This window comes from Pseudomonas sp. AFG_SD02_1510_Pfu_092 (assembly GCF_003331055.1).
GTDB lineage: Bacteria > Pseudomonadota > Gammaproteobacteria > Pseudomonadales > Pseudomonadaceae > Aquipseudomonas.
In genome coordinates, this window is sequence record NZ_PUQD01000011.1 from 70,851 (window position 1) to 92,481 (window position 21,631).

The following is a 21,631-nucleotide window of genomic DNA, read 5'->3' on the forward strand; positions in this document are numbered from 1 at the left end:
CAGGTGGCTGGGGAATATGTAACATGATGATACTTCGGTTGGGGGCGTGGGCCTGCCGTCAGTCTTGCAGCGCCTATGAGACCGAGCGATATCGCGTCGTACAAACAAGGCGGTCGCGCGCGCTTGGCACAGGATGGACTGGCCCGAAACAAATGTGGGAGCGGCCTTGCGTCGCGATGCGCCGCGCGGGCGGCGCTCGATCTCACAGGCGCTGCAAGACTCAAGGCAAGCACACCCGTGGCGCTCACAACTTCGTTCCCGCATAATCCCGCGACTGAAATCGGAAAACGGAGAGATTGGGGCAGCCTGTGATCCCCAATGCGCACAATGACCTACACGCTCTACGGCATCAAAGCCTGTGACACCATGAAAAAGGCACGTACCTGGCTCGACGACCAGGCCATCGCCTACGAATTCCATGACTACAAGACCCAAGGCATCGACCGTGACAGCCTGAACCGCTGGTGCGACGAACACGGCTGGGAAGTCATCCTCAACCGTGCCGGCACCACCTTCCGCAAGCTGGACGACGCCAGCAAGGCCGACCTCGATCAGGCCAAGGCCGTCGAACTGATGCTGGCCCAGCCGTCGATGATCAAGCGCCCGGTGCTCGACCTTGGCGCGCGTACCCTGGTGGGTTTCAAGCCTGACCTGTACGCCGCTGCCCTGGCCTGAGCTTCTACCCTATTTCGCACGAGGTAATCACATGTCCAATACCCTGTTCAGCCTGGCCTTCGGTGTCGGCTCCCAGAACCGCCAGGGCGCCTGGCTGGAAGTGTTCTACGCACAACCGCTGCTCAACCCGAGCGTCGAACTGATCGCCGCGGTCGCCCCTGTTCTCGGTTACCAGGGTGGCAACCAGGCCATCGCCTTCAGCAACGCCCAGGCCGCCCAGCTGGCCGAAGCCGTGAAGGGCGTGGACGCCGCCCAGGCCGCGCTGCTGACCCGCCTGGCCGAAAGCCACAAGCCGCTGGTCGCCACCCTGCTGGCCGAAGACGCCGCGCTGACCTCGACCCCAGAGGCCTACCTCAAGCTGCACCTGCTGTCGCACCGCCTGGTCAAGCCGCACGGCGTGAGCCTGGCCGGCATCTTCCCGCTGCTGCCGAACGTGGCCTGGACCAACCAGGGCGCGGTCGACCTGGCCGAACTGGCCGAGCTGCAACTGGAAGCGCGCCTGAAAGGCGAGCTGCTGGAAGTGTTCTCGGTGGACAAGTTCCCGAAAATGACCGACTACGTGGTCCCGGCCGGCGTGCGTATCGCCGACACCGCCCGTGTGCGCCTGGGCGCCTACATCGGCGAAGGCACCACCATCATGCACGAAGGCTTCGTCAACTTTAACGCTGGCACCGAAGGCCCGGGCATGATCGAAGGCCGCGTTTCCGCTGGCGTATTCGTCGGCAAGGGCTCGGACCTGGGCGGCGGCTGCTCGACCATGGGCACCCTGTCCGGTGGCGGCAACATCGTCATCAAGGTCGGCGAAGGCTGCCTGATCGGCGCCAACGCCGGTATCGGCATCCCGCTGGGCGACCGCAACACCGTCGAAGCCGGCCTGTACATCACCGCCGGCACCAAGGTGAACCTGCTGGACGAGCACAACGAGCTGGTCAAAGTGGTCAAGGCCCGCGACCTGGCCGGCCAGACCGACCTGCTGTTCCGCCGCAACTCGCTGAACGGCGCGGTGGAGTGCAAGACCCACAAGTCGGCCATCGAGCTGAACGAGGCGCTGCACGCGCACAACTGAGAACCCTCGGCGGTTTGAAGTGTTAAGATCGGGTCTGGCGCCAAGGTGCCAGACCCGATTTTCATTCCAGGCCCCGCGACCATGTTCCAGCCCTCCCCCTGGCGTGCCGATTTCCCCGCCATCGCCGCCCTGCAACGGCAGCACCAGACCTACCTGGACAGCGCCGCCACCACCCAGAAGCCGCAAGCCCTGCTCAATGCCCTGAGCCATTACTACGGGCATGGCGCAGCCAACGTGCACCGTGCCCAGCACTTGCCCGGCGCACTGGCGACCCAGGCCTTCGAAACCAGCCGCGACAAGGTCGCCGCCTGGCTCAACGCCGCGCAATCAGGGCAGATCATCTTCACCCATGGCGCCACCTCGGCGCTTAACTTGCTGGCCTATGGCCTGGAGCACCGCTTCGAAGCCGGTGACGAAATCGCCGTCAGTGCCCTGGAGCACCATGCCAACCTGCTGCCCTGGCAACAACTGGCGCAGCGACGCAACCTGCGCCTCGTGGTGCTGCCGCTGGACGCCCATGGCCGCATCGACCTGGAGCAGGCGCTACAGCTGATCGGCCCACGCACCCGGGTGCTGGCGGTCAGCCAGCTGTCCAACGTGCTGGGTACCTGGCAGCCGCTGCCGGCGCTGCTGGCGCATGCCCGCGCCCAAGGCGCGCTGACCGTGATCGACGGCGCCCAGGGCGTGGTGCATGGGCGCCATGATGTGCAGCAACTGGGTTGCGACTTCTATGTGTTCTCCAGCCACAAGCTGTACGGCCCGGAAGGCGTTGGCGTGCTGTATGGCCGCAGCCAGGCGCTGACGCTGCTGCGCCACTGGCAGTTCGGTGGCGAAATGGTGCAACTGGCCGAATACCAGAGCGCCAGCTTTCGCCCGGCCCCGTTGGGCTTTGAGGCCGGCACCCCACCAATTGCCGGGGTGATTGGCCTGGGCGCGACCCTGGATTACCTGGCCAGCCTGGATGCGCAGGCAGTCGAAGCCCATGAAACCCGGCTGCACCAGCACCTGCTGGGCGGCCTGGCGGATCGCGAGGGCGTGCGCATTCTCGGCACGCCACAGGCGGCCCTTGCCAGTTTCGTCATCGAAGGGGTGCACAACGCCGACATCGCCCACCTGCTGACCGAGCAAGGCATTGCCGTGCGTGCCGGGCATCACTGTGCCATGCCGCTGTTGCAAGGCCTGGGCCTGGAGGGCGCGATCCGGGTGTCGTTGGCGCTGTATAGCGACAGCGATGACTTGCAGCGTTTCTTCGAGGCGCTGGATCAAGGCCTGGAGTTGCTGCGATGAGCCTGTCGCAACAGGCATGCCAGGCGCTTGAAGCTTTCGCGCAGAGCAAAGGCTGGGAGCAGCGCGCACGGCTGCTGATGCAATGGGGCGACCGCCTGGAACCGCTGACTGACGCCGAAAAGACCGAGGCCAACCGGGTGCATGGCTGTGAAAGCCTGGTCTGGCTGGTGGCCGAGCATGTCGAAGGGCTGTGGCGGTTCAAGGCCAGCAGTGATGCGCGTCTGCTGCGTGGGCTGCTGGCGCTGTTGCTGGTGCGGGTGCAAGGGCTGGCCAGTGACGAGCTGGCCGCGATCGACCTGCGGGCGTGGTTCACACAGCTGGGGCTGGAGCGGCAACTGTCGCCGTCGCGCAGCAACGGGCTGCATGCGGTGTTGCAGCGGATGGCGCAACTGGCGTCCAACCGCTGATTCAGCGTTGGCTTCTTCGCGGGCTTGCCCGCTCCCACAGGCCCCGCTGTAGCTGTGGGAGCGGGCAAGGCCGGGAAGAACCCGACGCGGTCTATTCAGGCCTGACCCGTTCCGAAGGCCGCCGCGCACCGGCGACCAGCTTCTCCACCGCCTTGCTCGCCGCCACCATGCCAAACGTCGCGGTCACCATCATTACCGCGCCAAAACCACCCGAGCAGTCCAGGCGCACACCTTCACCGACGAAGCTTTTTTGCAGGCAGACACTGCCATCGCCCTTGGGATAACGCAGCTGCTCACTGGAAAACACACACGGCACGCCATAGTTGCGGCTGACATTGCGCGAGAAGTTGTAATCACGGCGCAGGGTGGAACGCACCCGCGAAGCCAGCGGGTCGTTGAAGGTCTTGTTCAGGTCGGCGATCTGGATTTGCGTCGGGTCGATCTGCCCGCCGGCACCACCGGTGGTGACCACGGCAATCTTGCGCCGCCGGCACCAGGCGATCAGCGCAGCCTTGGCCATGACGCTGTCGATGCAGTCGATCACGCAGTCCAGGTGCTCGGTGATGTACTCGGCCATGGTGTCGCGGGTGACGAAGTCGGCCACCGCATGCACCGTGCACGCCGGGTTGATCGCCCGCAGGCGCTCGGCCATGACCTCGACCTTGGGCCGCCCCACCTGCCCTTCCAGGGCATGGGCCTGGCGGTTGGTGTTGCTGACGCAGACGTCGTCCAGGTCGAACAGGGTGATTTCGCCCACGCCGCTGCGGGCCAGCGCTTCGGCCGCCCACGAGCCAACCCCGCCAATACCGACCACGGCCACATGGGCCTGGCCCAGACGCTGCAGCCCCTGGTCGCCATACAGCCGGGCAACGCCGGCGAAGCGTGGATCTTCTGTGCTCATGCTCATACCCCAAAAAACCGGCGCGCAGTATACGCCAGCGGGCTCACCGCCTGCATCGTTAGGAAAGAGCCTACGAACCCTGCTTTAATGTCCTACCACTTCGACACTTATGGACGACAATGTCTTCACGCAAATTCGGCCTCAACCTGGTCGTGGTCCTGGCCATTGCCGCGTTGTTCACCGGGTTCTGGGCACTGATCAACCGCCCGGTCTCCGCCCCTGCCTGGCCAGAACAGATCTCTGGCTTCTCGTATTCGCCGTTCCGCCTGGGCGAAAGCCCGCAGAAGGGCCAGTACCCCAGTGACGACGAGATGCGCCAGGACCTGGAGCAACTGAGCAAACTGACCGACAGCATCCGCATCTACACCGTGGAAGGCACCCAGGCAGATATCCCGCGCCTGGCCGAGGAATTCGGCCTGCGGGTCACGCTGGGCATCTGGATCAGCCCGGACCTCGAGCGCAACGAGCGCGAGATCGCCACCGCCATCCAGCTGGCCAACACCTCGCGCAGCGTGGTGCGGGTGGTGGTCGGCAACGAGGCGCTGTTCCGTGAAGAAATCACCCCGCAAGACCTGATCAAGTACCTGGACCGGGTACGCGCCGCGGTCAAGGTGCCGGTCACCACCAGTGAGCAATGGCACATCTGGAAGGAAAACCCGCAGCTGGCCAGGCACGTCGACCTGATTGCCGCGCACATCCTGCCGTACTGGGAGTTCGTGCCGATGAAGGATTCGGTCGAGTTCGTGCTCGACCGTGCCCGCGAGCTCAAGCAGCAGTTCCCGCGTAAACCGCTGCTGCTCTCGGAAGTCGGCTGGCCAAGCAACGGGCGCATGCGCGGTGGTGCCGATGCCACCCAGGCCGACCAGGCCATCTACCTGCGCACGCTGGTCAACACCCTCAACCGCCGTGGCTACAACTACTTCGTCATCGAAGCCTATGACCAGCCCTGGAAGGCCAGCGACGAGGGCTCGGTGGGCGCCTACTGGGGCGTGTACAACGCCGAGCGCCAGCAGAAATTCAACTTCGACGGCCCGGTGGTGGCGATCCCGCAATGGCGCGCCCTGGCGGTCGCCTCGGTGGTGCTGGCGATGATCGCCCTGATGGTGCTGTTCATCGACGGTTCGGCCCTGCGCCAGCGTGGCCGCACCTTCCTCACCTTCATCACCTTCCTGTGCGGGTCGGTGCTGGTGTGGATCGCCTACGACTACAGCCAGCAATACAGCACCTGGTTCAGCCTGACCGTGGGCGTGCTGCTGGCCCTGGGCGCGCTGGGCGTGTTCATCGTGCTGCTCACCGAAGCCCACGAACTGGCCGAGGCGGTGTGGATACACAAGCGCCGCCGCGAGTTCCTGCCGGTGCAGGCCGACAGCGCCTACAGGCCCAAGGTATCGGTGCATGTGCCGTGCTACAACGAGCCGCCAGAAATGGTCAAGCAGACCCTGGATGCCCTGGCCGCACTGGACTACCCCGACTACGAAGTGCTGGTAATCGACAACAACACCAAGGACCCGGCGGTATGGGAGCCGCTCAAGGCCCACTGCGAAAAGCTCGGCGAGCGCTTCCGCTTCTTCCACGTCGCCCCGCTGGCGGGCTTCAAGGGCGGCGCGCTGAACTACCTGATCCCGCACACCGCCAAGGATGCCGAAGTGATCGCGGTGATCGACTCGGACTACTGCGTCGACCGCAACTGGCTCAAGCACATGGTGCCGCACTTCGCCGACCCGAAGATTGCCGTGGTGCAGTCGCCGCAGGACTACCGCGACCAGCACGAAAGCGCCTTCAAGAAGCTGTGCTACGCCGAATACAAGGGCTTCTTCCATATCGGCATGGTCACCCGCAACGACCGTGACGCGATCATCCAGCACGGCACCATGACCATGACCCGGCGCAGCGTGCTGGAGGAGCTGGGCTGGGCCGAATGGTGCATCTGCGAGGACGCCGAACTGGGCCTGCGGGTGTTCGAGAAGGGCCTGTCGGCGGCCTACGCCCATAACAGTTATGGCAAGGGCCTGATGCCCGATACCTTCATCGACTTCAAGAAGCAGCGCTTCCGTTGGGCCTATGGCGCCATCCAGATCATCAAGCACCACGCCAGCGCCCTGCTGCGCGGCAAGGGCAGCGAACTGACCCGCGGCCAGCGCTACCACTTCCTGGCGGGCTGGCTGCCGTGGATCGCCGACGGCATGAACATTTTCTTCACCATCGGCGCACTGTTGTGGTCGGCGGCGATGATCATCGTGCCGCATCGGGTCGACCCGCCGTTGATGATCTTCGCCATTCCACCGCTGGCGCTGTTCTTCTTCAAGGTCGGCAAGATCATCTTCCTTTACCGCCGCGCGGTGGGGGTGAACCTCAAGGATGCTTTTGCGGCGGCACTGGCGGGGCTGGCGTTGTCGCACACCATCGCCAAGGCGGTGCTGTACGGTTTCTTCACCAGCAGCATGCCGTTCTTCCGCACACCGAAGAACGCCGACAGCCACGGGCTGCTGGTGGCGATATCCGAAGCGCGCGAAGAGCTGTTCATCATGTTGCTGCTGTGGGGCGCGGCGCTGGGCATCTACCTGGTACAGGGGCTGCCGAGCTCGGACATGCGCTTCTGGGTGGCGATGCTGCTGGTGCAGTCGCTGCCTTATGTGGCGGCGTTGGTGATGGCGTTCCTGTCGTCGCTGCCCAAGCCCGGGGAGAAGGCCGCCGAGGCGCAGCAGGCTTGAGATTTTTGGGGCTGCTTTGCAGCCCAATCGCCGGCAAGCCAGCTCCCACAGGTATAGTGCAGGCCTCAGGGTCTGTGGTGTACCTGTGGGAGGTGGCTTGCCGGCGATTGGGCCGTGAAGCCTGAAACCATTTGATATAAGATAACGCCCCTCAGATTTCCCCGCCTTGCCTTGCCCCGGAGTCCCCCATGACGGCCCCTGCCGAGCTCTCGCCCACCCTTCAACTGGCCTGCGACCTGATCCGTCGCCCTTCGGTCACCCCCGTCGACGCCGACTGCCAGGCGCAGATGATGAACCGCCTGGGCGCCGTGGGCTTCCAGCTGGAGCCGATGCGCATCGAGGACGTCGACAATTTCTGGGCGACCCATGGCAGCCAGGAAGGCCCGGTGCTGTGCTTCGCCGGCCACACCGACGTGGTGCCCACCGGCCCGGTACAGCAATGGCAGCATGAGCCGTTCGAGGCGCTGATCGACGCCGATGGCATGCTCTGCGGCCGTGGCGCCGCCGACATGAAAGGCAGCCTGGCCTCGATGGTGATCGCCAGCGAGCGCTTCGTGCAGGACTACCCTGGCCACCGCGGCAAGGTCGCCTTCCTGATCACCAGCGACGAGGAAGGCCCGGCCCACCATGGCACCAAGGCCGTGGTCGAGCGCCTGAAAGCGCGCAACGAACGCCTGGACTGGTGCATCGTCGGCGAACCCTCCAGCACCACCCTGCTGGGTGATGTGGTCAAGAACGGCCGCCGTGGCTCGCTGGGCGCCAAGCTGACCGTGCGCGGCAAGCAGGGCCATGTGGCCTACCCGCACCTGGCGCGCAACCCGATCCACCTGGCCACGCCGGCCCTGGCAGAGCTGGCCGCCGAGCACTGGGACGAAGGCAATGCGTTCTTCCCGCCGACCAGCTTCCAGATCTCCAACCTCAACGCCGGCACTGGCGCCACCAACGTGGTCCCGGGTGAGCTGACCGCGCTGTTCAACTTCCGCTTCTCCACCGAATCGACCGTCGAAGGCCTGCAGGCGCGGGTTTCGGCGATTCTCGACAAGCACGGCCTGGACTGGTCGATTGACTGGGCGCTGTCGGGCCTGCCGTTCCTCACCGAACCCGGCGAGCTGCTCGACGCGGTTTCGGCCAGCATCAAGGGCGTCACCGGCCGCGACACCCGGCCATCCACCAGCGGCGGCACGTCCGACGGTCGCTTCATCGCCACCATGGGCACCCAGGTGGTCGAGCTCGGCCCGGTCAACGCCACCATCCACCAGGTGGACGAGCGGATTCTGGCCAGCGACCTCGACCTGCTGACCGAAATCTACTATCAGACCCTGGTCCGGTTGCTCGCCTGATGCTCGCCTGCCCTCTTTGCCAGGCGCCGCTGAGCCGCCTCGACAACGGTGTGGTGTGCCCGGCCGGCCACCGCTTCGACCGCGCCCGCCAGGGTTACCTGAACCTGCTGCCGGTGCAACACAAGAACAGCCGCGACCCGGGTGACAACCAGGCCATGGTCGAGGCCCGGCGCAACTTCCTCGACGCCGGCCACTACGCACCGGTGGCGCGCCGCCTGGCCGAACTGGCCGCCGAGCGCCAGCCCGGCGCCTGGCTGGACATCGGCTGCGGCGAGGGTTACTACACCGCGCAGATCGCCCAGGCCCTGCCGGGCGCCGACGGCTACGCCCTGGACATCTCCCGCGAGGCGGTCAAGCGTGCCTGCCGCCGTACCCCCGAGGTGACCTGGATGGTCGCCAGCATGGCCCGTGTGCCGCTGGCCGATGCCAGCTGCCAGTTCCTCGCCAGCGTGTTCAGCCCGCTGGATTGGGCCGAGGCCAAGCGCCTGCTCAGCCCCGGCGGCGGCCTGATGCGGGTCGGCCCGACCAGCGGCCACCTGATGGAACTGCGCGAAGTGCTTTACGATGAAGTGCGCCCCTACAGCGACGACAAGCACCTGGCCCTGGTACCCGACGGCATGGCCCATGCCCACAGCGAAACCCTCGAGTTCCGCCTGAGCCTGGCTGCGCCCGGGGCCCGCGCCGACCTGCTGGCCATGACCCCGCACGGCTGGCGCGCCAGTGCCGAGAAGCGGGCCCGGGTGATCGACCAGCCCGAGCCGTTCGAAGTCACGGTTTCCATGCGTTATGACTATTTCGTGCGCCAAGACTGAGCATACCCGGAGCCCTTATGCGCCAACCTGATATCGAGATCTACCTGAAGGACACCGACGTCGACCACAAGCAGATCGCCCAGTGGCTCGCCGAGGCGATCGGCCCGTGCAGCGAATGGAAGCAGAAAGGCCAGACCTTCAAATGCCAGGCCGGTAACATTCCGGTCACCTGGTTACCCAAGGCTGTAGGGAAATGGAACAGCCTGTACCTGGAAAGCGACCAGACCCCTTGGGCTGATGACGTCGCCTGCGCCCGCGCCGCATTTGCCGCACTGGGTGTGGAAGTGCGCTGTGCGCCGGGTGGCTGGGTGGAAGAAGACGGGGAAGAAGATGCCGACCGCTGGGTTCGCATCAGTGCCGATGGTGAAGAGGAAATCACCTGGCGTACCTGAATGCCGTGCATTCTTCGTGGGAGCCCGGCTTGCCGGCGATGCAGGCAACACGGTGCCTGGCACCGGCTTCGCCGGTGATCGCCGGCAAGCCAGCTCCCACAACAAGCCTTACAGCCTGAGGCTCAGAGCCCTACTACGTCTTCAGCTTGCAGGCCTTTCTGGCCCTGCACGCAGGCGTATTCCACCCGCTGCCCTTCGACCAGGGTACGATGCCCCTCACCGCGGATCGCCCGATAGTGGACGAACACATCCGCCCCACCTTCGCGCTGAATGAAGCCATAACCCTTGGCATCGTTGAACCACTTTACATTCCCAGTCTCACGAGACGACATCTGAACTACTCCGGATTTTTATTGTGAAGATCGCCTTGTTGACACAGGGTCTTGTCCCTGTGCCGACGCCGCTTGGGAAATATCCTGCAAGCGGCAGGCCGAGTATATGACACAGAACAAAAAAATTTGATGACCGCCGCGTGGTTCGGCGATTTTTGCTGAACTTGCGCAGATACGGCAGACTAATTGGCTGGATACCCCTCTGAACATCACACCCAGGGCAGACACCCCATGACCCGTTCCCCCCTGCGCCGCCTGATCTTCGGCGCCCTGCGTCGCCTGTTGTACCTGTGGGTGCGCTCCGAGACCATCAACCAGTCATCCATGTCGTTGAACCTGGATCGTAGCCGGCCGGTGTTCTACGCGCTGCCGTCGCCGGCGCTCACCGACCTGGCCGTCCTTGACCACGAATGCACCAAGGCGGGGCTGCCGCGCCCGGTGCTGCCAGTAGCCGTCGGCGCGTTGCAGGAGCCGGCGGCGTTCTTCTACCTGACCCCCGACCCGGACTGGCTTGGCCGCCATGACAAGCGCGGCGCCCCGCCCACGCTGGAACGCCTGGTCGCCGCCGTCAGCCAGCACGCCGAAGAAGATGCGCAGATCATTCCGGTCAGCGTGTTCTGGGGCCAGACCCCGGCCAGTGAGTCCAGCCCGTGGAAGCTGCTGTTCGCCGACAGCTGGGCAGTTACCGGGCGCCTGCGCCGGCTGCTGACCGTGCTGGTGCTGGGGCGCAAGACCCGCGTGCAGTTCTCTGCGCCCATTCACCTGCGTGAACTGGTGCAACACAACAAGGGCCACGAGCGCACCGTGCGCATGGCCCAGCGCCTGATGCGCGTGCATTTTCGCAACCTCAGGACCGCCGTCATCGGCCCGGACATCTCGCACCGGCGCACCTTGGTCAAGGGCCTGATCCACGCGCCCCAGGTGCGCCAGGCCATCGTCGAAGAGGCACAGCGCGAGAACCTGCCGCTGGCCAAGGCCGAGGCCCAGGCCCTGCGCTACGGCAACGAAATCGCCTCGGACTACACCTACACCGCCATCCGCTTCCTCGAAGTGGTGCTCAGCTGGTTCTGGAACAAGATCTACGACGGCATCAAGGTCAACCACATCGAGCAGGTGCAGGGCATCGCCCCGGGCCACGAAGTGATCTACGTACCGTGCCACCGCAGCCATATCGACTACCTGCTGCTGTCGTACCTGCTGTTCCGCAACGGCCTCACCCCGCCCCACGTGGCGGCAGGCATCAACCTCAACATGCCGGTAGTGGGCAACCTGCTGCGCCGTGGCGGCGCGTTCTTCATGCGCCGCACGTTCAAGGGCAACCCGTTGTACACCGCCGTGTTCAATGAATACCTGCACACCCTGTACACCAAGGGCTTCCCGGTCGAGTACTTCGTCGAAGGCGGCCGCTCGCGGACCGGGCGCATGCTGCAGCCGCGCACCGGGATGCTGGCCATCACCCTGCGCAGCTTCCTGCGCTCGTCGCGCACGCCGATCGTGTTCGTGCCGGTGTACATCGGTTACGAGCGGGTGCTCGAGGGCCGCACCTACCTGGGCGAGCTGCGTGGTGCCAGCAAGAAGAAAGAGTCGGTGTTCGACATCTTCAAGGTGTTCGGCGCGCTCAAGCAGCGTTTCGGCCAGGTGTACGTGAACTTCGGCGAGCCGATTCGCCTGGCCGGCTTCCTCGACCAGCAACAGCCTGGCTGGCGTGAGCAGGACCACGGCCCGCAGTACCGCCCGGCCTGGCTCAACGCGACCACCACCCGCCTGGGCGAAACCGTGGCCCGTCACCTCAACGAGGCGGCTGCGGTCAACCCGGTCAACCTGGTGGCGCTGGCGCTGCTCTCCACCAGCCGCCTGGCCCTGGACGAACGCGCCCTGACCCGCGTGCTCGACCTGTACCTGGCCCTGCTGCGCCAGGTGCCCTACTCGCCGCACACCACCCTGCCCGAGGGCGACGGCCAGGCGCTGATCGAACACGTGCGCAGCATGAACCTGGTCGCCGAGCAGAAGGACGCCCTGGGCCGCATCCTCTATCTGGATGAAGGCAACGCGGTACTGATGACCTATTACCGCAACAACGTGCTGCACATCTTCGCCCTGCCGGCGTTGCTGGCCAGCTTCTTCCTCAGCAGTTCGCGCATGAGCCGGGAACTGCTGGGCCAGTATGTGCACGCGCTGTACCCGTACTTGCAGGCCGAACTGTTCCTGCGCTGGGCGCCGGAGCAACTGGACGGGGTGATCGACCAGTGGCTGGCCGCGCTGGTGGAACAGGGGCTGCTGCGCCAGGACAACGACATCTACATTCGCCCGGCGCCCAGCTCGCGGCAGTTCGTGCTGCTGACCCTGCTCGCCCGCACCATCACCCAGACCTTGCAGCGCTTCTACATGGCCACCTCGCTGCTGCTCAACAGTGGGCAGAACAGCCTCAGCGCCGAAGAGCTGGAAGACCTGTGCGTAATGATGGCCCAGCGCCTGTCGATCCTGCATGGCCTGAACGCCCCGGAGTTCTTCGACAAGACCCTGTTCCGCCACTTCATCCAGACCCTGGTCGAGCAAGGCGTGCTGCACGCCGATGCCCAAGGCAAGCTGGGTTATCACGACAAGCTTGGCGAACTGGCCGAAGGCGTGGCCAAGCGCGTACTGTCGGCCGAACTGCGCCTGTCGATCCGCCAAGTGGCATTGCACCGCGACGACGGGCTGGAAACCTCCACCTTGTGATCATTCATCAACAAGGAAAGATTCATGATCCGTACTTCCCTGCGCTTCACCACCCTGTGCGCCGGCCTGCTGCTGTCGGCCAGCGCCCTGGCCTTGTCGCTGGGCGACCTCAGCCAGAAGGACGCCACCGGCGGCCTGAAAGATGCCCTGACCCAAGGTGCGCAGCTGGCCGTCAAGCAACTGAGCAGCCCGGGCGGCTTCAGCAACAACCCGGACGTGCGCATCGAGCTGCCCGGTAACCTGGGCAAGGCCGCCAAGGCGATGAAGATGTTCGGCAAAGGTGAACAGGTCGAAGCCCTGGAAACCAGCATGAACAAAGCCGCCGAAGCAGCTGTGCCGCAGGCCCAGGCGATTCTGCTGGATGCCGTGAAGAACATGAGCGTGACCGATGCCAAGGGCATTCTCAGCGGCGGTGACGACTCGGCTACCCAGTACCTGAACAAGAGCAGCCGCGAGCAGATCCGCGCCAGGTTCCTGCCGATCGTCAAGCAGGCCACCGACAAGGTCGGCGTGGCCCAGCAATACAACGCCTTCGCCGCCCAGGCCAAAGGGCTGGGCCTGGTGAAGGATGACGCCAATATCGAGAGCTATGTGACCGAGAAGGCGCTGGACGGCCTGTTCGAGATGATTGCCAAGCAGGAGCAGAGCATTCGCCAGAACCCGGCACAGGCGGCTACCAGCCTGGCCAAGAAGGTCTTCGGCGCCCTCTGATGCCCTGGGGGCTGCTTTGCAGCCCTTGTGGGAGCGGGCACGCCCGCGAACACCGGCGAAGCCGGTGCCATACAGCGCGTTGTCGGCTTCGCGGGCTCGCCCGCTCCCACAGGAGGGCAAAAGCCCTCCCCCTGCGGTGTTCAGCCCTTCTTGACCCTGAACCACGCCGCATACAACGCCGGCAGGAACAACAGGGTCAGCACCGTGGCCACGATCAACCCACCCATGATGGCCACCGCCATCGGCCCATAGAACACGCTACGCGACAACGGAATCATGGCCAGTACCGCCGCCAGCGCGGTCAGCACGATCGGCCGGAAGCGCCGCACCGTCGCTTCGATGATCGCCTGCCAACGCTCCATCCCCGCCGCGATGTCCTGCTCGATCTGGTCCACCAGGATCACCGAGTTGCGCATGATCATCCCCGCCAGGGCAATGGTCCCGAGCATCGCGACAAAGCCGAACGGCTGGCGGAACACCAGCAGGAACAGGGTCACGCCGATCAGCCCCAGCGGCGCGGTGAGGAACACCATCAGCGTGCGCGAGAAACTGCGCAGCTGGATCATCAGCAAACTCAGCACCACCACCACGAACAGCGGCATGCCGGCATTCACCGACTTCTGCCCGCGCTCGGAGTCTTCCACCGTGCCGCCGACTTCCAGCAGGTAGCCATCCGGCAGCCTGGCGCGGATCTCGTCCAGGGTCGGCTCGATCTGCCTGACCAGCGTCGCCGGCTGCTCCTTGTCGTAGATATCGGCACGCACGGTCACCGTCGGCAAGCGGTTGCGGTGCCAGATGATGCCCTCCTCGAAGCCATATTCCAGGGTCGCCACCTGCGCCAGCGCCACGCTCTGGCCATTGTCGGTCGGCAGCGCCAGGCTGCCGAGGCTGCCCAGCTCGCTGCGCTCCTGCTGGGTGCCACGCAACAGGATCTCGATCAGCTCGTTGTCTTCGCGGTACTGGCTGACCGTGGTACCGGTCAGCGAACTTTGCAGGAAGCTCGACAGGTGCGCGGTACTGACGCCCAGGGCGCGAGCGCGGTCCTGGTCGATTTCCAGGAACACCGCCTTGCTCGGCTCCTCCCAGTCCAGGTGCACGTTCACCACATGTGGGTTCTGCCGCACCTTGTCGGCCACTTCGCGGGCCAGCGCACGGACTTTTTCGATGTGTTCGCCGGTCACCCGGAACTGCACCGGGTAACCCACGGGCGGGCCGTTTTCCAGGCGGGTAACCCGTGCACGCAGGTCGGGGAACCGCTGGTCGACGGTGCTGATCAGCCAGCTGCGCAGGCGCTCGCGGTCCTCCATCGAGCGGGTCAGCACCACGAACTGGGCAAAGCTGGCTGCCGGCAGCTGCTGGTCCAGCGGCAGGTAGAAACGCGGTGAACCGGTCCCCACATAAGCCACGTAGTTGTCGATGCCCTCCTGCTGCTTGAGCAGCGCCTCCAGTTGCTTGACCCGCTCGGCGGTGTTGACCAGCGAAGCGCCTTCGGCCAGCTTCAGGTCGACCATCAGCTCCGGGCGCCCTGAAGCCGGGAAGAACTGCTGAGGCACGAAACGGAACAACAGAATGCTGCCGACAAACGCGGCAATGGTCAGCAGAATCACCGTCTTGCGCCGGCGCACGCACCACTCCACCACACGCCGCACACGCTGGTAGAACGGCGTGGCATAAGGGTCTGGCGCCCAACCGTCGGTGCCATGGCGCGCGGCCTGCTGCCTGGCCAGGTCCGGCAGCAAGCGCTCGCCCAGGTACGGCACGAACACCACGGCGGCCACCCAGGAGGTCAGCAAGGCGATGGTCACCACCTGGAAGATCGAGCGGGTGTATTCGCCGGTGCTAGAGGCCGCCGTGGCAATCGGCAGGAAGCCCGCTGCCGTGATCAGGGTGCCGGTAAGCATCGGGAAGGCGGTACTGCTCCAGGCGTAGCTGGCCGCCTTGAGGCGGTCGTAGCCCTGCTCCATCTTGATCGCCATCATTTCCACGGCAATGATCGCGTCATCGACCAGCAAGCCCAGGGCCAGCACCAGCGCGCCGAGCGAAATCTTGTGCAGGCCGATGCCGAAGTAGTGCATGGCGGCGAAGGTCATGGCCAGCACCAGCGGAATCGCCAGCGCGACCACCAGCCCGGTGCGCAGGCCCAGGGAGAAGAAGCTCACCAGCAGTACGATGACCAGCGCCTCGACCAGCACCTGGACGAACTCGCCAACGCCGGCCTTGACCGCTGCCGGCTGGTCGGAGACCTTGCGCAGCGCCATACCGGCTGGCAGGCTGCGTGCCAGGCGCTCGAACTCGGCTTCCAGGGCCTTGCCCAGCACCAGAATGTCACCGCCGTCCTTCATCGACACCGCCAGGCCAATGGCGTCCTCGCCCATGAAGCGCATGCGCGGTGCGGGTGGGTCGTTGAAGCCGCGGTGCACCTCGGCGACATCGCCGATACGGAAGGTGCGGTCACCCACGCGAATGGGGAACTGGCGAATCTGCTCGACGCTGTCGAAGCGCCCGCTCACGCGCAATTGCAGGCGCTCGCTGGGGGTTTCGAAGAAGCCGGCGGTGCTGACGGCATTCTGTTCCCGCAGGGCCTGCTGCACCGCCTCCAGCGGTACGCCGAGGGTGGCCAGCTTGAGGTTGGACAGCTCGATCCAGATTTTCTCGTCCTGCAGGCCGATCAGCTCGACCTTGCCCACATCCTTGACCCGTTGCAGCTGGATCTGGATGCGGTCGGCATAATCCTTGAGCACCGCATAGTCGAAGCCCGCCCCGGTCAGCGCATAGATATTGCCGAAGGTGGTGCCGAACTCGTCGTTGAAGAACGGGCCTTGAATTTCCGGCGGCAAGGTATGGCGGATGTCCGCGACCTTCTTGCGGATCTGGTACCACAGCTCGGGGATGTCCTTGGAATGCAGCGAGTCGCGGGCCATGAACGTGACCTGCGATTCGCCCGGGCGAGAGAACGACACGATGCGCTCGTACTCGCCGGTTTCCATCAGCTTCTTCTCGATGCGTTCGGTGACCTGGCGCGCCACTTCCTCGGCGCTGGCGCCGGGCCACAGGGTACGGATGACCATGGCCTTGAAGGTGAACGGCGGGTCCTCGCTCTGGCCGAGCTTGGTGTAGGACATGGCGCCAATGGCCGCCAGCAGGATCATCAGGAACAGGACGATCTGGCGGTTGCGCAGCGCCCAGGCAGAAAGGTTGAAACCCATCGGGACTTACTCCTTGGCCGTCAGGTTCACTACACGGTTGCTGCGGTCCACGGGGCGTACCTCCTGGCCTTCGCGCAATACATGGCCACCTGCGGCGACCACCCAGTCGCCCGGGGCAAGGCCTTCGAGCACCGGCACCGTGTCGGCACCATATGCACCCAGGCGCACCACTGCCCGCTCCAGGCGGCTGTCCTGGTTGACCCGCCAGACATAGGCCTGGCCGTTTTCCGCCGTGACGGCAGACAGCGGCACCGCCAGCGGGATCAGCCCGTCGTGGGCGATGAACACCCGGGCGCTCTGGCCCAGCTCCGCCGGGGCGGCTGCCGAGCTGAACGCGATGCGCGCGGCGAACGTGCGCGAGCGCGGGTCGGCAGCCGGTGACAGTTCGCGAATGCGCCCCTGGAAGCGTTCCTGCGGGTGCGACCACAGTTCCACGCTGACCGGCTGGCCGACGGCGAAGCGGGCGAACTGCTGCTCCGGCAGGCCGATGGCCACTTCCCGCTCTCCATCGGCGGCGAGGGTGAACACGGTCTGCCCGGCGGCGACCACCTGGCCCACTTCAACTTGGCGCTTGGCGACCACCCCGGCCTGCGGCGCGCGCAGCACGGCATATTCGGCCTGGTTGCCGGCCACGTCGAACTCAGCCTTGGCCTGCTTCAGGCGGGCCAGGCCTGCCCGGTAGAGGTTTTCCGCATTGTCGTACTGCGAACGGCTGACCATCTGCCGCTCCAGCAGCTTCTGGTAGCGATCGCGCTCGGCGCGCACTAACGCCAGGTTGGCCTCGGCAGCGGCCAGCTGGGCGCGGTTGGCTTCCAGTTGCAGGCGCACGTCCTGCGGGTCCAGCTCGGCCAGCGGCTGCTCGGCCTTGACCCGCTGCCCCTCCTCGACCAGGCGCTTGCTGACCTTGCCGCCAATGCGGAAGGCCAGCTCCGGCTCGAAGCGCGCACGCACTTCGCCGGGGTAACTGTCGGCAGCGGCTTCGGCCGGCTGCGGCTGCACCACCAGCGCCGGGCGCGGCGCGGCAGGGGGGGCGGCTTGCTGGCCGCATGCCGCCAGCAACAGCGCAGCGACGGTAGGCAGGGCGATGGACAAGGCATGGCGCAACATGATGAATCCTTTCGCAACGAGTACGACTGAATATTTATACTGACCAGTATATTAAATCAGCGAACCGGAGCCGGGAAGCCACGCCCGGAAGAAAATCCATATCAACCCAGGACGCGATCTGCAGCCGGAAGCTGTGCAAGCCGGTAAGATGGTCGTCCATTTGCAAAGATGCGGATTCCAATGTCCAACGACGCACCCATCGGCCCGGGCCGGCCCAAGGATCTGGCCAAGCGCGAGGCGATTCTCGAAGCGGCCAAGGCCCTGTTCCTCAGCCTTGGCTATGCCAACACCAGCATGGATGCGGTCGCTGCGGCGGCAGGTGTTTCGAAGCTCACTGTGTACAGCCACTTCACCGACAAGCAGACCCTGTTCTGCTCGGCGGTAATGGCCACTTGTCAGATCCAGTTGCCCGACCTGCTGTTCGAGTACCCGGACGGGGCGCCGGTGGAGGAGGTTCTGCTGACCATCGCCCGTGGTTTCCAGGCGCTGATCAGCAGCGACGAAGCGGTCAAGCTGTGCCGCCTGATCATGGCCCAGGGCAGCCTGGACCCGAGTTTTGGCGAGTACTTTTACGAGGCCGGGCCCAAGCGCGTGCTGGCGGGGATGGAAGCGCTGCTGCGCGGTGCGGATGAGCGTGGGTTACTGCGTGTCGACAACCCGCTGCGGGCGGCGGAGCACTTTTTCTGCCTGGTGAAGGGGGCGCCGGATTATCGCTTGCTGCTGGGGTGCGCGGGGCCACTGGAGGGGGATGAGGCCGAGGCGCATGTGCGCGAGGTGGTGGGGGTGTTCTTGCGGGCGTTCCGACCTTGATATCCGGGTGTCTGTGGGTGCCTCTTCGCGGGTAAACCCGCTCCCACAGGGTTCGATGCCCTACTGAAGATTGCGCAGCAGCTGTGGGAGCGGGTTTACCCGCGAAGAGGCCCGCAGGCAAACGAATCAGCCCTTCAACGCCTTCTTCGGGTAAATATCATAGCGGCTCGACTTGCCCTCCAGGCTGTGGCTCGGCTTCGGCCCGTCGATGATCGGCGCCTTGCGCGGCCGCTTCACCACCACCCGGTGGCTGGCCAGTGCCAGGGCGGCTTCGAGCAGGGCCGGGGCGTCCAGGTCGTCGCCGACCAGGGGCCGGAACACGCGCATTTCCTTCTTCACCAGGGCACTCTTGTCGCGGTGCGGGAACATTGGGTCGAGGTAGATCACCTGCGGCGCCTCGCCTTCCCAGGCGCGCATGCGTTCGATGGCATTGCCGGCCAGCAGGCGCATGCGCCCGACAATCGGCCCCACCTCTTCGTCCGCCCGCGCCCGCGCCAGGCCGTCCTCGAGCAGTGCGGCAATCAGCGGCTGGCGTTCGATGAGGGTCATCTGGCAGCCCAGGCTGGCCAGCACGAACGCGTCCTTGCCCAAGCCCGCCGTGGCATCCAGCACCTGCGGCCGCACGCCCTGGGCGATGCCCACCGCTTTGGCGATCATCTGCCCGTTGCCACCGCCGAACTGGCGGCGGTGCGCGGCCTGGCCTTCAACGAAGTCCACCCGTACCGGCCCCGGGGCTTGCGGGCCCAATTGCTGGATCTGCAAGCCATCCGCGCCGACCTGCACGGCAAAGCCGGCGGCATCGTCCTGCAGCGGCAGCGCCAGGCGCTCGGCCCATGCCCTGGCTTGCGCCTCGAATTCCGCCGACAACGCCTCGACCCGGATACCTGTGCCCTGCTCTTCCATCATTCACACCTAGAAATTGAACCCAGCCGTTAATGTATCGGCCGCCACGGCCGATACAGGCAATATTCCGCTATTCTGCCAGAGCACAACGCGCGCGACTGCCATGACAGATACTCTTCCCATCGGCCTGACCTACCTGTCGCCTGTCGGCAACTACAGTCAGCACAACACCCAGGCACTCGGCGGCGTCAGCCACCTGTGGCAGGATTTTTTCGCCCGGGCCATGGCCGAGCAGCAGGAAGAGCCCGCCGATAGCGTCAGCCAGTCGTTCGTGCGCTACGACCAGGAAAGCGGCGAACCGATCGGAGGCGCCCGCGCCCTGGCCCTGATCGACGCCCAGCGCACCTGCCCGGTGCGTGACACCGTGGTAGCCCCGCCGGAGCCCTTGTTCCTGCCCAAGGCCGAGCTCGAGGCCAACCTGCTGCCGCCCGCCCCCGAGCCGTTCAGCGCCATCGAAATGATCGAGCAGCAGCGCCAGCTCGACATCAGCAACAGCTGGCTGCGCCCAGTGGTGATCAACCAGGGCCAGCCCCTCCCCGAGCCCGGCCCTGGCCCTGCGCCACGGCCGTTGTTCCTGCCCATCGCCGAGCTCGAAAGCGATCTGCTCGACCCGGCACCGGAGCCATTCGACACCACCACCCTGGCCAAGCAGCAGAACGACCTGGAGTTCGACCTGCACTGGGCTCGCCCGGTGGTTCTGAACAACGTGCGCGTTCACGCCTGATCAGCGGCAGATCTGCCAACGCCCCATGTCCAGGTGAAAGTGGTTGTGGTGCGCCGCGTTGTAGTCCGGCCCCAATACCGTGTTGAAGCTGTCACACGCCGCCTGCTGCACCTGACGCAGAAATTGCGCCTTCTGCCCGCCCGCCTGCCAGTCACGCGCCAGCACGATGCGCTGGCCATCCTGCAGGCGAAAACCGCTGATATCTAAAGCATCGGCCGTGGCGTGCTGGCTCAGCCGCCCCTGCTTGCGGTGGTAGACGTTACGGCAGGCAAAACTGCCGAGGTGCTCGACCTGCGCCACCGGCTGGCCCAGTACCCGCTGTGCCACAGGCTGCAAGCCGTGCCTTTCGAAAAGCGCAAAAGCCACCGCCAGCGGGCAACTGGCCAGAAAGCTGCTGCTGAGCCGCGCCTGGGCGCTTTCGATGCGCCACACATTTTGCAGCGGGCAGGCCGCCGACGGTGGGCTGTCGGCTTGCGCGCGGTAGCGCAGCTGGCTGGTTTCCAGCGCCTGGCGGCACAGCGCCGGGTCATCGCGCAGGCGCGACAGTTTGTACGGGGTCAGCAGGTTGGGCGGCTGGCGCAGGTCCAGCGGCGCCCAGGGGTTCCAGGCAGCGGGCAGGCGCCAGCCGAAGTGCCAGGCCAGGCCGCCCAGCACCAGCAGGCCGGCCAGCAGCGCCAGCACGGCCCGCATCAGCGGCGGAACAGGTCGTTGAGCTGGGCGAACGGCAGCGCCTGCTCAGCGTAGGCAAAAGTGCCCTCGTTGCGGATTTCCTGTGCAGCCCGGTAGAAAGCGCCGAGTGCGGCACGCGCCAGCGACGAGCCGACGCTGATGCGGCGCACGCCCAGGTCCTGCAACTGGTTGACACTCAGCGGCACCCCAGCCAGGCCCATCAGCACATTGACCGGCCGGGGTGCGAGTGCCTGCACCACGGCGCGTACCTCCTCGACCGTGCGCAGCCCGGGCGCGTAAAGCACATCGGCACCGGCCTCGGCATAGGCTTGCAGGCGCGAGATGGTGTCATCCAGGTCGAGCCGCCCGTGCAGCAAATTCTGTGCCCGGGCACACAGGGTGAACGGGAACGGCAGGCTGCGCGCGGCCTGCGCGGCGGCGCGAACACGCTCCACTGCCAGCCCGAAGTCATAGATGGGCGCATCATTGCGGCCACTGGCATCCTCGATGGAGCCCCCTACCAGGCCAACCTCGGCAGCGCGCAGAATGGTCTGCGCACAGTCTTCGGGCAGGTCGCCAAAGCCGTTCTCCAGGTCGGCGGCCACCGGCAACGCGGTGGCATCGACGATCTCGCCGGCGTTATCAAGGGTATCGTCCAGGCTCAAGGCGCCCTCGGCGTCCGGCTGGCCCAGGCTGAAAGCCAGGCCGGCACTGGTGGTAGCCAGCGCCTCGAAGCCCAGGCTGGCGAGCAATTTGGCCGAACCTGCGTCCCACGGGTTGGGGATGACGAAGGCGCCGTCGCGCTCGTGCAGGGCCTTGAAGGCTTCGGCTCGCAGGGTTTGCACATCCATGGTTCAACC

Annotated in this window: 19 protein-coding genes; 12 read left to right on the forward strand and 7 right to left on the reverse strand. The window is 65.7% G+C overall.

Features of this window, described 5'->3' with window-relative positions; genetic code table 11:
• Positions 1-327: 327 nt before the first annotated feature.
• From C6A77_RS07825 to C6A77_RS07840, 4 genes are all read left to right on the forward strand, one after another.
• A complete protein-coding gene (locus C6A77_RS07825; RefSeq protein ID WP_161959654.1) occupies positions 328-675 on the forward strand; it encodes an ArsC family reductase in 348 nt (115 codons plus the stop codon).
• Between the two features lie 31 nt (positions 676-706).
• The gene (dapD, locus tag C6A77_RS07830) at positions 707-1,741 is read left to right on the forward strand and encodes a 2,3,4,5-tetrahydropyridine-2,6-dicarboxylate N-succinyltransferase (RefSeq protein WP_114168935.1); all 1,035 of its coding nucleotides are present in this window, start codon (positions 707-709) and stop codon (positions 1,739-1,741) included.
• Positions 1,742-1,822: 81 nt separating this feature from the next.
• Positions 1,823-3,028: a cysteine desulfurase gene (locus C6A77_RS07835; protein WP_114168936.1), complete on the forward strand. Its 1,206-nt coding sequence runs from the start codon at positions 1,823-1,825 to the stop codon at positions 3,026-3,028.
• Positions 3,025-3,435, forward strand: a complete 411-nt coding sequence (locus C6A77_RS07840; protein WP_114168937.1) for a SufE family protein — start codon at positions 3,025-3,027, stop codon at positions 3,433-3,435. The genes C6A77_RS07835 and C6A77_RS07840 overlap by 4 nt, the downstream gene beginning before the upstream one ends.
• A 91-nt stretch (positions 3,436-3,526) precedes the next feature.
• Here C6A77_RS07840 and tcdA read toward each other — a convergent pair whose 3' ends face one another.
• Entirely contained in the window at positions 3,527-4,336 is an 810-nt protein-coding gene (gene tcdA / locus C6A77_RS07845; RefSeq protein ID WP_161959655.1) for a tRNA cyclic N6-threonylcarbamoyladenosine(37) synthase TcdA, read from the reverse strand.
• Positions 4,337-4,455: 119 nt separating this feature from the next.
• Between tcdA and C6A77_RS07850 the strand changes: the two genes are divergently transcribed.
• From C6A77_RS07850 to C6A77_RS07865, 4 genes are all read left to right on the forward strand, one after another.
• Positions 4,456-7,047, forward strand: coding sequence for a glycosyltransferase (locus C6A77_RS07850; protein WP_114168939.1), 2,592 nt, complete (start codon positions 4,456-4,458; stop codon positions 7,045-7,047).
• Between the two features lie 188 nt (positions 7,048-7,235).
• Positions 7,236-8,387 carry a succinyl-diaminopimelate desuccinylase gene (gene dapE, locus C6A77_RS07855; RefSeq protein WP_114168940.1) on the forward strand — a complete coding sequence of 384 codons (1,152 nt, stop codon included), beginning with the start codon at positions 7,236-7,238 and terminating at the stop codon, positions 8,385-8,387.
• Positions 8,387-9,199 (forward strand): putative RNA methyltransferase, encoded by an 813-nt coding sequence (locus C6A77_RS07860; protein ID WP_114168941.1) that lies wholly within the window; start codon positions 8,387-8,389, stop codon positions 9,197-9,199. The genes dapE and C6A77_RS07860 overlap by 1 nt, the downstream gene beginning before the upstream one ends.
• A gap of 17 nt (positions 9,200-9,216) precedes the next feature.
• Positions 9,217-9,591 (forward strand): hypothetical protein, encoded by a 375-nt coding sequence (locus tag C6A77_RS07865; protein WP_114168942.1) that lies wholly within the window; start codon positions 9,217-9,219, stop codon positions 9,589-9,591.
• 122 nt (positions 9,592-9,713) lie between these two features.
• Here C6A77_RS07865 and C6A77_RS07870 read toward each other — a convergent pair whose 3' ends face one another.
• On the reverse strand, positions 9,714-9,923 hold the full coding sequence (locus C6A77_RS07870) for a cold-shock protein (protein WP_003252255.1): 210 nt from the start codon (positions 9,921-9,923) through the stop codon (positions 9,714-9,716).
• 231 nt (positions 9,924-10,154) lie between these two features.
• Between C6A77_RS07870 and plsB the strand changes: the two genes are divergently transcribed.
• On the forward strand, positions 10,155-12,641 hold the full coding sequence (plsB, locus tag C6A77_RS07875) for a glycerol-3-phosphate 1-O-acyltransferase PlsB (RefSeq protein ID WP_114168943.1): 2,487 nt from the start codon (positions 10,155-10,157) through the stop codon (positions 12,639-12,641).
• A 24-nt stretch (positions 12,642-12,665) separates the two neighbouring features.
• Complete coding sequence (locus C6A77_RS07880) at positions 12,666-13,352, forward strand: DUF4197 domain-containing protein (RefSeq protein ID WP_114168944.1); 687 nt, start codon at positions 12,666-12,668, stop codon at positions 13,350-13,352.
• Positions 13,353-13,492: 140 nt separating this feature from the next.
• Here the strand turns inward: C6A77_RS07880 and C6A77_RS07890 are convergent, their stop codons facing one another.
• Entirely contained in the window at positions 13,493-16,558 is a 3,066-nt protein-coding gene (locus C6A77_RS07890; RefSeq protein WP_114168945.1) for an efflux RND transporter permease subunit, read from the reverse strand.
• A gap of 6 nt (positions 16,559-16,564) precedes the next feature.
• Entirely contained in the window at positions 16,565-17,665 is a 1,101-nt protein-coding gene (locus tag C6A77_RS07895) for an efflux RND transporter periplasmic adaptor subunit (protein WP_114168946.1), read from the reverse strand.
• A gap of 168 nt (positions 17,666-17,833) precedes the next feature.
• Between C6A77_RS07895 and C6A77_RS07900 the strand changes: the two genes are divergently transcribed.
• Positions 17,834-18,475: a TetR/AcrR family transcriptional regulator gene (locus tag C6A77_RS07900; RefSeq protein ID WP_114168947.1), complete on the forward strand. Its 642-nt coding sequence runs from the start codon at positions 17,834-17,836 to the stop codon at positions 18,473-18,475.
• A 126-nt stretch (positions 18,476-18,601) separates the two neighbouring features.
• Here C6A77_RS07900 and C6A77_RS07905 read toward each other — a convergent pair whose 3' ends face one another.
• Complete coding sequence (locus C6A77_RS07905; RefSeq protein ID WP_114168948.1) at positions 18,602-19,378, reverse strand: class I SAM-dependent methyltransferase; 777 nt, start codon at positions 19,376-19,378, stop codon at positions 18,602-18,604.
• Between the two features lie 103 nt (positions 19,379-19,481).
• On the opposite strand from C6A77_RS07905, the gene C6A77_RS07910 reads away from it, so the two are divergent.
• Entirely contained in the window at positions 19,482-20,102 is a 621-nt protein-coding gene (locus C6A77_RS07910) for an energy transducer TonB (RefSeq protein ID WP_114168949.1), read from the forward strand.
• Here the strand turns inward: C6A77_RS07910 and C6A77_RS07915 are convergent, their stop codons facing one another.
• The gene (locus C6A77_RS07915) at positions 20,103-20,792 is read right to left on the reverse strand and encodes an extensin family protein (RefSeq protein WP_114168950.1); all 690 of its coding nucleotides are present in this window, start codon (positions 20,790-20,792) and stop codon (positions 20,103-20,105) included.
• On the reverse strand, positions 20,792-21,622 hold the full coding sequence (locus C6A77_RS07920) for an isocitrate lyase/phosphoenolpyruvate mutase family protein (RefSeq protein WP_114168951.1): 831 nt from the start codon (positions 21,620-21,622) through the stop codon (positions 20,792-20,794). Before C6A77_RS07920 ends, C6A77_RS07915 begins: the two co-directional genes overlap by 1 nt.
• Positions 21,623-21,631: the final 9 nt, after the last annotated feature.

What these genes read in the sequence shown, in the direction of transcription:
- C6A77_RS07825 (WP_161959654.1), top strand. Translation starts at nt 328, where the DNA reads ATGACCTACACGCTCTACGGCATCAAAGCCTGTGACACCATGAAAAAG.
- dapD (WP_114168935.1), top strand. Translation starts at nt 707, where the DNA reads ATGTCCAATACCCTGTTCAGCCTGGCCTTCGGTGTCGGCTCCCAGAAC.
- C6A77_RS07835 (WP_114168936.1), top strand. Translation starts at nt 1,823, where the DNA reads ATGTTCCAGCCCTCCCCCTGGCGTGCCGATTTCCCCGCCATCGCCGCC.
- C6A77_RS07840 (WP_114168937.1), top strand. Translation starts at nt 3,025, where the DNA reads ATGAGCCTGTCGCAACAGGCATGCCAGGCGCTTGAAGCTTTCGCGCAG.
- tcdA (WP_161959655.1), bottom strand. Translation starts at nt 4,336, where the DNA reads ATGAGCACAGAAGATCCACGCTTCGCCGGCGTTGCCCGGCTGTATGGC.
- C6A77_RS07850 (WP_114168939.1), top strand. Translation starts at nt 4,456, where the DNA reads ATGTCTTCACGCAAATTCGGCCTCAACCTGGTCGTGGTCCTGGCCATT.
- dapE (WP_114168940.1), top strand. Translation starts at nt 7,236, where the DNA reads ATGACGGCCCCTGCCGAGCTCTCGCCCACCCTTCAACTGGCCTGCGAC.
- C6A77_RS07860 (WP_114168941.1), top strand. Translation starts at nt 8,387, where the DNA reads ATGCTCGCCTGCCCTCTTTGCCAGGCGCCGCTGAGCCGCCTCGACAAC.
- C6A77_RS07865 (WP_114168942.1), top strand. Translation starts at nt 9,217, where the DNA reads ATGCGCCAACCTGATATCGAGATCTACCTGAAGGACACCGACGTCGAC.
- C6A77_RS07870 (WP_003252255.1), bottom strand. Translation starts at nt 9,923, where the DNA reads ATGTCGTCTCGTGAGACTGGGAATGTAAAGTGGTTCAACGATGCCAAG.
- plsB (WP_114168943.1), top strand. Translation starts at nt 10,155, where the DNA reads ATGACCCGTTCCCCCCTGCGCCGCCTGATCTTCGGCGCCCTGCGTCGC.
- C6A77_RS07880 (WP_114168944.1), top strand. Translation starts at nt 12,666, where the DNA reads ATGATCCGTACTTCCCTGCGCTTCACCACCCTGTGCGCCGGCCTGCTG.
- C6A77_RS07890 (WP_114168945.1), bottom strand. Translation starts at nt 16,558, where the DNA reads ATGGGTTTCAACCTTTCTGCCTGGGCGCTGCGCAACCGCCAGATCGTC.
- C6A77_RS07895 (WP_114168946.1), bottom strand. Translation starts at nt 17,665, where the DNA reads ATGTTGCGCCATGCCTTGTCCATCGCCCTGCCTACCGTCGCTGCGCTG.
- C6A77_RS07900 (WP_114168947.1), top strand. Translation starts at nt 17,834, where the DNA reads ATGCGGATTCCAATGTCCAACGACGCACCCATCGGCCCGGGCCGGCCC.
- C6A77_RS07905 (WP_114168948.1), bottom strand. Translation starts at nt 19,378, where the DNA reads ATGGAAGAGCAGGGCACAGGTATCCGGGTCGAGGCGTTGTCGGCGGAA.
- C6A77_RS07910 (WP_114168949.1), top strand. Translation starts at nt 19,482, where the DNA reads ATGACAGATACTCTTCCCATCGGCCTGACCTACCTGTCGCCTGTCGGC.
- C6A77_RS07915 (WP_114168950.1), bottom strand. Translation starts at nt 20,792, where the DNA reads ATGCGGGCCGTGCTGGCGCTGCTGGCCGGCCTGCTGGTGCTGGGCGGC.
- C6A77_RS07920 (WP_114168951.1), bottom strand. Translation starts at nt 21,622, where the DNA reads ATGGATGTGCAAACCCTGCGAGCCGAAGCCTTCAAGGCCCTGCACGAG.